The 7,626-nt window shown below is 73.7% G+C and carries 8 protein-coding genes; 2 read left to right on the top strand and 6 right to left on the bottom strand.

From position 1 onward, the window contains the following. Positions 1-104: 104 nt before the first annotated feature. Positions 105-1,487: an MFS transporter gene (locus ACZ7HT_RS23275; protein WP_471168971.1), complete on the bottom strand. Its 1,383-nt coding sequence runs from the start codon at positions 1,485-1,487 to the stop codon at positions 105-107. A 114-nt stretch (positions 1,488-1,601) separates the two neighbouring features. Here ACZ7HT_RS23275 and ACZ7HT_RS23270 point away from each other — a divergent pair, with 114 nt between their 5' ends. Beyond that, positions 1,602-2,093, top strand: coding sequence for a MarR family winged helix-turn-helix transcriptional regulator (locus tag ACZ7HT_RS23270; RefSeq protein ID WP_471168968.1), 492 nt, complete (start codon positions 1,602-1,604; stop codon positions 2,091-2,093). A gap of 193 nt (positions 2,094-2,286) precedes the next feature. Then, positions 2,287-3,192: a tyrosine-protein phosphatase gene (locus ACZ7HT_RS23265; protein WP_471168965.1), complete on the top strand. Its 906-nt coding sequence runs from the start codon at positions 2,287-2,289 to the stop codon at positions 3,190-3,192. Here the strand turns inward: ACZ7HT_RS23265 and ACZ7HT_RS23260 are convergent. The 5 genes from ACZ7HT_RS23260 to ACZ7HT_RS23240 all read right to left on the bottom strand — a co-directional run bounded on the left by ACZ7HT_RS23260 (position 3,117) and on the right by ACZ7HT_RS23240 (position 7,574). Continuing rightward, positions 3,117-4,868, bottom strand: coding sequence for a DEAD/DEAH box helicase (locus tag ACZ7HT_RS23260; RefSeq protein ID WP_471168962.1), 1,752 nt, complete (start codon positions 4,866-4,868; stop codon positions 3,117-3,119). The genes ACZ7HT_RS23265 and ACZ7HT_RS23260 overlap by 76 nt on opposite strands. 259 nt (positions 4,869-5,127) lie before the next feature. Next, entirely contained in the window at positions 5,128-5,799 is a 672-nt protein-coding gene (locus ACZ7HT_RS23255; RefSeq protein ID WP_471168960.1) for a TetR/AcrR family transcriptional regulator, read from the bottom strand. Between the two features lie 40 nt (positions 5,800-5,839). Continuing rightward, positions 5,840-6,358, bottom strand: a complete 519-nt coding sequence (locus ACZ7HT_RS23250) for a pyridoxamine 5'-phosphate oxidase family protein (protein WP_471168958.1) — start codon at positions 6,356-6,358, stop codon at positions 5,840-5,842. A 64-nt stretch (positions 6,359-6,422) separates the two neighbouring features. Beyond that, the gene (locus tag ACZ7HT_RS23245) at positions 6,423-6,803 is read right to left on the bottom strand and encodes a VOC family protein (protein ID WP_471168955.1); all 381 of its coding nucleotides are present in this window, start codon (positions 6,801-6,803) and stop codon (positions 6,423-6,425) included. 57 nt (positions 6,804-6,860) lie between these two features. Further along, a complete protein-coding gene (locus ACZ7HT_RS23240; protein WP_471168952.1) occupies positions 6,861-7,574 on the bottom strand; it encodes a vWA domain-containing protein in 714 nt (237 codons plus the stop codon). Between the last annotated feature and the right edge of the window lie 52 nt (positions 7,575-7,626).

Genomic DNA, 7,626 nt, shown 5'->3' with positions numbered 1-7,626 from the left:
TCGCCACGCCCTATCACGGGGTGCGGAGGAAACTCAAGCCAAACCCCCCCCCCCCCCCCCCCCCCCCCCCCCCCCCCCCCCGCCGTGTCGTCCGTGAGGGAGCGTCACCTCCCGCCGGCCGGGAGCCGCAGGCTCAGCACGGCGGCGGCCGCGTAGGCCGCGAGGACCCAGGGCATCGCGGCGGCGAGGGAGAGGTCCGCGAAGTACGCGGTGCCGATGACGGCCGCGCCGAGGGCGCCGCCGAACTGCTGGGCGGTGGAGAAGACGCCGGAGGCTCCGCCGGCGAGTTCGGCCGGGGCGGCCGAGAGGACGATGCCGACGAGCGGGACGACGAGGAACCCGAGCCCGGCACCGGCGACGGCGAGACCGGGGACCAGGGGCCAGGCGCCGGTGTGGACGGGGGCGGCGGCGTCCATCGCGTACCAGACCCAGCCGTAGCCCCCGGCCATCAGGAGCGCGCCCGCGACGGGGACGTACCGGCCGAGCCTGGCGGCGAGCGGTTCGGCGGCCGGGGCGGTGAGGAAGCCGCCCGCCGAGAAGGCGACCATCAGGACGCCCGCCTGGGTCGGGGTGTAGCCCTGGCCGCCCTGCAGCCAGATCGCGAGGACCAGGAAGAAGCCCTGCATGCCGAGGGCGAAGAGCAGCTGGACGGCGAGTCCGTACGAGAAGGCCGGGGTGGTGAAGATCCGCCGGGGCAGCACCGCGCCGCGCACGGCGACCCCGGTCACCGCCAGGGCGCCGGCCGCGAGGAGGCCCCACCCCCAGAGCGGCCAGCCCCAGCCGTGGCCCTGGACGAGCGGCAGGACGACGGCGACGAGTCCGGCGGCGAGGACGAGGCTGCCGAGCACCGGCGGCCGGGCGGCGGCGCGCTCCCGGGTGTCGGGGACGAGGACGACGGCGGCGGCCAGGGTGAGGACGGCGACGGGCACGTTGACCAGGAAGACGCTGCGCCAGCCGAGCCCGAAGAGGTCGGCGTCGGTGAGGACCCCGCCGAGCAGCAGTCCGATCGCGGAGGCGAAGCCGGCCACCGCCCCGTACATCCCGAAGACCTTGCCGCGGTCCTTGCCCCGGAAGAGGCTCTGGAAGGAGCCGAGGACCTGGGGCATGAGCACGGCGGCGGCGACGCCCTGAACGGCGCGGGCGGCGATCAGCTCGCCGGGGCTCTGGGCGAGGCCGCAGGCGAGGCTGGCGAGGCCGAAGCCGGCGGTGCCGGCGAGGAAGAGCGCTCTGCGGCCGTACCGGTCGCCGAGCCGTCCCGCGACGACGAGGGTCGCGGCGAAGCCCAGGAGGTAGGCGGAGACGGTCCACTGGAGGGCGCTCTCGGAGGCGCCGAGGCCGTGCCCGAGGGAGGGCAGGGCGACGTTGACGATGGTGACGTCCACGAGGTCCATGAGGGCGGCGACCATCATGACGACGGCGGCGGCCCAGCGGCGCGGATGGACGGTGAACGGGTCGCCGGTGGCGGCGGTCGTGACGGTCGTGGACATCTCCACCCCTCCATTTATTTCGTTCGGGCGAACGAAATAAAAGTGCCACACGCCGGCCCGTGATCACAAGTCTTTCGTTCGGCCGAACGAAAGGAATCTTGCTAGGCTGCCGCCATGAGCGAGCGGGGCAGCGGGCAGAACAGCGGGCAGGGCCAGGACCGGGACGCGGCCATCGCCGCCCTCACCGCCGCCGGCCGGGACTCCAGCGCCGCCTCCGTCGCCTTCCACTCGGCGATCGCGGCCCAGCAGGACCTGGGCGCCACCGAGACCAAGACGCTCGACCTGCTCGAACGGCACGGCCCCCTCACCGCCAAGGAACTGGCCGAGCACTCGGGCCTGGCCCCCGCCTCCGTCACCGGACTCGTCGACCGCCTGGAGCGCAAGGGCTTCGTGCGCAGGGTGAAGCACCCGACGGACAAGCGCCGGGTGCTCGTCGAGCCCCGCCCCGAGAAGCTGGCCGAGCTCGCCCCGCTCTTCGACGACTGGGCGCGCGAAGTGACCGAGCTCTACGAGGAGTTCACGACCGAGGAACTGGCGACGATCACCCGCTTCCTGACGGGCGCGACGCAGCGCCAGCGCGCCGCGACCAAGCGCCTCACGGAGTAGCCGCCCGCACACCCGGGCGCGCACACCTCTCCCGTTCGGCCCCTCCGGCTGCTACCTTCCTCGCCGATACACCACCTAACTAACGTTAGATGGAAGAGCCCCGCGGGCCCGTCCGCCCACGGCTGTCCCACCCGAGTCCGTCTGCCGTACCGCCACCGGCCGTACGTCCGTCAGTCCGTAAGGGAGCCCAGCCATGCCCCTGTCCCGACGCGCCCTGCTCGCCACCACCGGCGCCGCGCTGCTCCTCGGCGCCGCGCCGCCCGCCGTCGCCCGCCCCCGTCCCCGCTCCGCGACCGCCACGACGATCCGGCAGATCCCGCTCCAGGGCGCGGTCAACGTCCGTGATCTCGGCGGGTACGTCACCTACGACGGCGCACAGGTCCGGCACGGTCTCGCCTACCGCGGCGACCACCTCGCCAAGCTCACCGACGCCGACCTCACCACCCTCGCCGGGCTCGGCCTCGGCACCGTGGTCGACCTGCGGATCCCCCTGGAGGTCGGCTACGACGGCGCCGACCGGCTGCCCGCGGGACCGGTCCCGGTCGCCCGGCCCGTCACCGACCACGGCCTCTTCGGGCAGCTGATGGCCGCGATCTCCTCCCGCGACCCGGTGCGGCAGGAGGACATGCTCGGCGGCGGCCGGGCCGCCGCCTTCATGCGCGAGGTGTACCGGACCTTCGTCACCGACCCCGCCAACCGGGCCGCCCTCGCGGCGACCCTGCGGGACCTGGCCGATCCCCGCCGGGGGCCGCTGCTCCTGCACTGCACCTCCGGCAAGGACCGCACCGGCTGGACCAGCTGGCTCCTGCTCACCCTGCTCGGGGTGCCCGCCGAGGCCGCCCGCGCGGACTACCTGGCCTCCAACACCTTCCGCGCCGCGTACGACGCGCGCGTCCGGGAGGGCCTCAAGCAGGGCGGGCTCATGCAGAACCCGGACCTGATCGTGCCGCTCCAGGAGGTGCGGGACGAGTACCTGGACACCGCCCTCGACCAGGTCCGCACCTTGTACGGGAGCCTCTTCCGTTACGTGTCGGTCGGCCTCGGCCTGGAGCTGCGCGAGCTCGCGGCGCTCCGCGAACGGCTGGTGCCCGGGGCCTGACGCCCGCCCCGGCCGCCGCCCGCCGCCGCACCGCGCCCGGCGCCCGCGCCGGAACCCCGGCCCGTGCCGGAGCCGCGCCCCGAACCGGCCGCCGCCCGTCCGGAGCCGGTCGCGGCGCCGGAACCCCGGCCCGTGCCCGTCGCGGTTCCGGAGGTCCGGCTTGCGGCGGGGGTGGCGGACCCGCGGCCACCGGACGTGCCGGGGGCGCGGCCCGAGGACGGTGCGGCCGTGCCCGTACCACCGCTTCCGGATCCGGCCGGACGGCGACGGCGGCGGCCACCGCCGGTGCCGCCGGCGGCCGCCGCCGGCTTGCGCGCCGGGGTCGGCTGCGGGGTCTCGATGACGACGGGGACGCCCGAGGGCTCCCGGGCGCCGGTGAGCTCGGCGAGCTCCTCGTCGCTCGACTTGATCTGCGCCATCCGGGGGCGGATGCCCGCGTTCGACATCAGCCGGCCCATGTCCCGCTTCTGCTCGGGCAGGACCAGCGTGAAGACGCTGCCCGACTCGCCCGCGCGGGCCGTGCGGCCGCCCCGGTGCAGATAGTCCTTGTGGTCCATCGGCGGGTCGACGTTCACGACCATGTCGAGGTCGTCGACGTGGATGCCGCGCGCCGCCACGTTCGTCGCGACCAGCGTGGTGACCTGGCCGGTCTTGAACTGGTCCAGGGTCCGGTTGCGCTGCGGCTGCGAGCGGCCGCCGTGCAGCCCGGAGGCCCGGACGCCGTTGGCGAGCAGCCGCTTGACCAGCCGGTCCACGGACCGCTTGGTGTCGAGGAAGAGGATCGTGCGGCCTTCGCGGGCCGCGATCCGCAGCGTGACGGCCTTCTTGTCGGTCTCGTCCATCACGTACAGGACGTGGTGCTCCATCGTGGTCACCGCGCCGGCCGACGGGTCGACCGAGTGCACGACCGGGTCGTCCAGGAACATCTTGACCAGCTTGTCGATGTTCCGGTCGAGGGTCGCGGAGAACAGCAGCCGCTGCCCGCCCGGCTCGACCTGCTTCAGCAGCTTCGTGACCTGCGGCAGGAAGCCCATGTCGGCCATCTGGTCGGCCTCGTCGAGGACCGTGACGGCGACCTGGTCGAGGCGGCAGTCGCCCCGCTCGATGAGGTCGTGGAGCCGGCCCGGCGTGGCGATGAGGACCTCGGCGCCGCGCCGCAGGGACGAGGACTGCCGGGTGATCGACATGCCGCCGACGACCGTGGTGATCCGCAGCCGCAGCGCGGAGGCGTACGGCGTGAGCGCGTCCGTCACCTGCTGCGCGAGCTCGCGGGTCGGCACCAGGACCAGCGCGAGCGGCGCGGTCGGCTCGGCGCGGCGGCCGGCGGTGCGGGCGAGGAGTGCGAGCCCGAAGGCGAGGGTCTTGCCGGAGCCGGTACGCCCCCGGCCGAGGACGTCGCGCCCGGCGATCGAGTTCGGCAGGGTCGCCGCCTGGATCGGGAAGGGCTCGGTGACACCCTGCTCGGCGAGCGTCCGCAGCAGCGCGGCCGGCATGTCCAGGTCCTCGAAGGACGCCACGGGCGGCAGCGCGGGCGTCACCGTCTCCGGCGGAGTGAACTCCTGCGGCGGCGGGGGCGCGGCGGGACGACGGCCGCCGCGGGGGCCCTTCGGCTGGGACGTGGACTTCGCCTGGGCGGTGCGGGGGCCGCGCCTCTGGGAGCGTTCGGAGCGGGTCATTCGTGCCTTCCTGGCCGGTGCGCGGCACAGCCGGGGCCCGCACCTGCGCGATGCGGGCCCCGGCTGTTCTCCCGGAACACGCGGTGCGGGCCCCGGCTGTTCTCCCGGAACACGCGGTGCGGGCCCCGGCTGTCTCTACCCGGGAACACGCGGTGCGAGCCCCGGCTGTTTCTCCCGGAACACCCGATACGGGCCCCGGCTGTCTCTCCCGGGACTCGCGATACAGGTCCCGGATGTCTACCAGGAACAATAGTGCGCCTCAGGACCTTCCCGCCCCGACCCCCCGCTCCCCGGGCTCCCCGGACGCCCCTGGACCGCGTACGGCGATTCCGTCCAGGACCATCGACAGGTACTGGCGGGCGATCTCCTCCGGGCTGTGCTGCCCGCCCGGCCGGTACCAGGACGCGGCGACCCAGACGGTGTCGCGCACGAACCGGTAGGTCAGCCGGACGTCGAGGTCCGCGCGGAAGACCCCGGCGGCGACGCCGCGCTCCAGGGCCCCGAGCCAGGCCTTCTCGAACTTGCGCTGCGAGTCGACGAGGTAGCCGAAGCGGTCCAGGCCGACGAGGTGCTGGGACTCCTTCTGGTAGATGGCGACGGCGGCGCGGTGCCGGTCGATCTCCCGGAAGGACTCGGTGACCAGGGCCTCGATGGTCTCGCGGGGTCCGAGCTCGGCGTCCAGGACTGCGTCGTACCCCTCCCACAGCTCGTTCAGGAAGGTGGCGAGGATCTCGTCCAGCATCGACTCCTTGGAGTCGAAGTGGTAGTAGAGGCTGCCGGCGAGCATCCCGGCGGCGTCCGCGATCTTGCGGACGGTGGTGGCGTTGTACCCCTGGGCGGCGAACACCTCGGCCGCCGTGTCGAGGAGCTCACGGCGCCGCTCGGGCCCGCCGCTCACCTGGTTTTTCTTCTTGCTTGCTGTGTTCGGCACGTGCCCATTCTGGTCCCACCCGGCCCGTGCGACCCAGGGGTCAGGCCTCCTGCCTCGGCGGGCTGTCGTCGTTGCCGCGCCGGATCGTCCGCGTCGGACGCCCCGGCGCCCAGCTGCGGAAGACGATCTCCTCGCCGTCCACCCAGACCCGTACGACCTCCGTCGGCTCCACCCGGAAGAGGTGGAAGGGCTGCGGCGCGCCCGCCTCGGCCGCGTACCGGTCGAGGGCCCCCTGGTCGGTGATCTCGACCGCCCTCCCGGAGATCCGGACGTCCCCGCCGCCCATGTCGGTGCCGGGGCCCGGGTTGGCCATCAGCGCGAACCGGGGGTCGCGGCGCAGGTCGAGCGCCTTGCGGGAGTTCGGCATCATGCCGAGCCAGAGCTCGCCGCCTCGGAAGTCCGCCTCGATGCCGCTGAGGCGGGGCGAGCCGTCCTTCCGCACGGTGGCGAGGGCGTGGTGGGTGTGCTGCCCGAAGCGCTCCCGCACGATCGCGGCGAGCTCGGGTTCGGCGGCCTCGAAGGCCGGCCAGGTGGTGGTCGGGTATCCGGTGTCTCCCATGAGTCCAGGAAACACCTGATACCCGACCACCACGGTCCGGATTACTCCGGACTCGCCAGTGGGTTCAGGCGGTCGCCGCGCGCTCCGCCGCGCTGCGCTCCACGCAGAACTCGTTGCCCTCCGGGTCCGTCATGGTCGCCCAGCCGGTGCCGTCGGCGTTCCGGCGGTCGTCGACCAGGGTGGCGCCGAGGGCGAGCAGCCGCTCCACCTCCTCGTCGCGGGTGCGGTCCTGGGGCTGGAGGTCGAGGTGGACGCGGTTCTTCACCGCCTTCGGCTCCGGGACCTGGATGAAGAGGAGGTTCGCGCCGGGCGAGTCGACGAGGGCCTCCGGGTCGCCGGGGAAGTCGTCGTCGGCGAGCTTGGCGTCGAGGGCGGCGGCCCAGAAGCTCGCCAGGGCGTAGGCGTCGGCGCAGTCGATGGTCACGTGGCGTACGAGAGAACTCATGGCGTCATGATCACTCCCGGCCGCGGCCGGGGGCCAGCCCTTTAGCGGCCATGAGGCTCACGACCGGACGACGCCCTGGGCCCGTGCGGCGGCCAGCCAGGCGGGGAACTCGGACACGAGCCGGTCGTACAGCTCGGCGTCCGGGACCCGGCTCGGGTCCTGGCCCGCGTGGAAGAAGCCGGCGTTGTCCAGGGGCCGCTTCGCCGGCACGTCCAGCTCGTCGAGCCTCCGCAGGAACTCGAACTGCCGGCTCCCGGGGTCGCCGAAGCCGATGAACTGCCAGAAGATCGGCAGCCGGGCCGCCTTGCAGACGTACCGCTCGGCGGCGAGCTTGTTGATCGGCCCGCCGTCCGTCTGGAAGACGACGAGCGCGGGCGCGGTGGAGCCGCTGTCCAGGTAGTGGTCGATGACGGCGTCCATGGCGAGGTGGTAGCTCGTCTTCCCCATGTGGCCGAGGCCGGCGACGATCCGGTCGATCCTGCCGACGTGGTCGTCGAGCCGGATCTCGGTCTCCGCGTCGATGCCGGTGGAGAAGAAGACCACCGGCACCCGCCCGTCGTCGTCGAGGTGCGCGGAGAGCCCGAGGACCCGGTCGGCGAGGGCCTGGACGGCGCCGTTGGCGTAGTACGGCTTCATCGATCCGGAGTAGTCGATGACGAGGTAGACGGCGACCCGCTGCCCGCCCATCCCGTGCCGCGCGAGCGAGGCCCCGGCCTCCTTGTAGAGACTCACCAGCGCGGGCGCGGCCTCCTCGACCTTCCGCAGACTCATAGCCACAGCCGTTCCCCCTTGCTCTTCGACGACATGCCGAGGGTACGGGTCT

The organism is Streptomyces sp. NPDC037410 (genome assembly GCF_055602235.1).
Note: the sequence above shows the minus strand (reverse complement) of the source record. Positions and strands in the feature narration are given on the sequence as shown.

Excerpts from the sequence above, each read along its gene's own strand:
- ACZ7HT_RS23275 (WP_471168971.1), bottom strand. The coding sequence starts at position 1,487 with ATGTCCACGACCGTCACGACCGCCGCCACCGGCGACCCGTTCACCGTC.
- ACZ7HT_RS23240 (WP_471168952.1), bottom strand. The coding sequence starts at position 7,574 with ATGAGTCTGCGGAAGGTCGAGGAGGCCGCGCCCGCGCTGGTGAGTCTC.
- ACZ7HT_RS23260 (WP_471168962.1), bottom strand. The coding sequence starts at position 4,868 with ATGACCCGCTCCGAACGCTCCCAGAGGCGCGGCCCCCGCACCGCCCAG.
- ACZ7HT_RS23270 (WP_471168968.1), top strand. The coding sequence starts at position 1,602 with ATGAGCGAGCGGGGCAGCGGGCAGAACAGCGGGCAGGGCCAGGACCGG.
- ACZ7HT_RS23265 (WP_471168965.1), top strand. The coding sequence starts at position 2,287 with ATGCCCCTGTCCCGACGCGCCCTGCTCGCCACCACCGGCGCCGCGCTG.
- ACZ7HT_RS23245 (WP_471168955.1), bottom strand. The coding sequence starts at position 6,803 with ATGAGTTCTCTCGTACGCCACGTGACCATCGACTGCGCCGACGCCTAC.
- ACZ7HT_RS23250 (WP_471168958.1), bottom strand. The coding sequence starts at position 6,358 with ATGGGAGACACCGGATACCCGACCACCACCTGGCCGGCCTTCGAGGCC.